Source organism: Kitasatospora sp. NPDC048296 (assembly GCF_043201815.1).
In the GTDB taxonomy this organism is placed as follows: domain Bacteria; phylum Actinomycetota; class Actinomycetes; order Streptomycetales; family Streptomycetaceae; genus Kitasatospora.
Map to the genome: position 1 here is coordinate 1 of NZ_JBICZB010000219.1, position 1,317 is coordinate 1,317.

Annotated in this window: 2 protein-coding genes and 1 pseudogene; all 3 read right to left on the reverse strand. The window is 68.5% G+C overall.

Annotated elements, in window-relative coordinates:
- Positions 1–132 (reverse strand): hypothetical protein (locus ACGF12_RS38595; protein WP_393041354.1); only part of this gene is annotated, 132 nt, incomplete at its 3' end.
- Positions 133–310: 178 nt separating this feature from the next.
- Positions 311–940: a K(+)-transporting ATPase subunit C gene (gene kdpC, locus ACGF12_RS38600; RefSeq protein WP_393041351.1), complete on the reverse strand. Its 630-nt coding sequence runs from the start codon at positions 938–940 to the stop codon at positions 311–313.
- Between the two features lie 23 nt (positions 941–963).
- Positions 964–1,317: pseudogene (locus ACGF12_RS38605) on the reverse strand (potassium-transporting ATPase subunit B); the annotation flags it as partial.

Below are 1,317 nucleotides of genomic sequence, written 5' to 3' on the forward strand. Positions count from 1 at the left end.
GGCCCCGCGCTCCTGTCTGCGCCGGGCCTCGTCCAGCATCCGGTAGGTCTTGCCGACCCCCGGGGCGGAGCCGAGGTACACCCTCAGCCGGCCGCCGCGGATGCCGGAGCCGGGGGTGAGGTCGCGGGCCATGGGCACTGCTCTTTCCATCATCGGGAGGTGACAGGCGGAAGGTGACAGCCGGGTGGTGCGTGCGCGTGCGGATACGGGGGCGGCCGACCCGGGCGCGGGAGGCATCCTCCCTCGCCCGGGCCGGCCCGGTCATCCGCCCGCAGGTGACGGCGGCGTCTGATGTGACGTCACTGCTCGGTCACTTCTGCTCGCTGATCGCCTTGTTGAGGAGGACGACGTTGACGCCCTCCTGGCCGAGGAAGCCGAGCGAGCGGCTCTCGGTGTACTTGTCGACCAGTTCGGTGACCTTCTCCACCGACAGGTTGCGCTCCTTGGCGACCCGGTTGACCTGCTCCTTGGCGTAGGCCACCGAGATGTGCGGGTCGAGGCCGGAGCCCGAGGCGGTCAGCGCGTCGACCGGGACGCTCGCCGGGTCGACGCCGTCGAACGCGGCGACGGCGGCGCGGCGGTCGTTGACGGCCTTGAGCAGGTCGTCGCTGTTCGGCCCGAGGTTGCTGGCGCCCGAGTTGTCGCCGGCGTAGTTGTTGGCGGACGGCCGGGGCTGGAACCACTTCGGGTCCGGCACCGGGTCCTCCTTCGGGTCGTCCGGGTTCTTCTTGGGAAGGTTGTAGTTCTGGCCGAGCAGGCTGGAACCGATCGGCTGGCCGTCGGCCTTCACGATGGAGCCGTTGGCCTTGTCGCTGAACGCGACCTGGCTGATCCCGGTGATCAGCAGCGGGTAGGCGATACCCAGGATCACCGTGAGCACCAGCAGCGCGCGCAGCGCGGTGAAGTGAGTGCGGACGGTCGTCGGCAGGGGCTTGGACATGGTGTTTCTCTCCTTTCCCTGCGTCAGTTGAGGCCGGGGATGAACTGGACGATCAGGTCGATCAGCTTGATGCCGACGAACGGCACCACCAGACCGCCGAAGCCGTAGACCCCGATGTTGCGGCGCAGCAGCGAACTGGCGTCGGACGGACGGTACTTCACGCCGCGCAGGGCGAGCGGGATCAGGCCGATGATGACCAGGGCGTTGAAGATGATCGCCGAGGTGATCGCGGACTGGGGGCTGTGCAGGCCCATGATGTTGAGGTGGCGCAGGCCCGGGTACACCCCGGCGAACATCGCGGGGATGATCGCGAAGTACTTGGCCACGTCGTTGGCGATCGAGAAGGTGGTCAGCGCACCGCGGGTGATCAGCAGCTG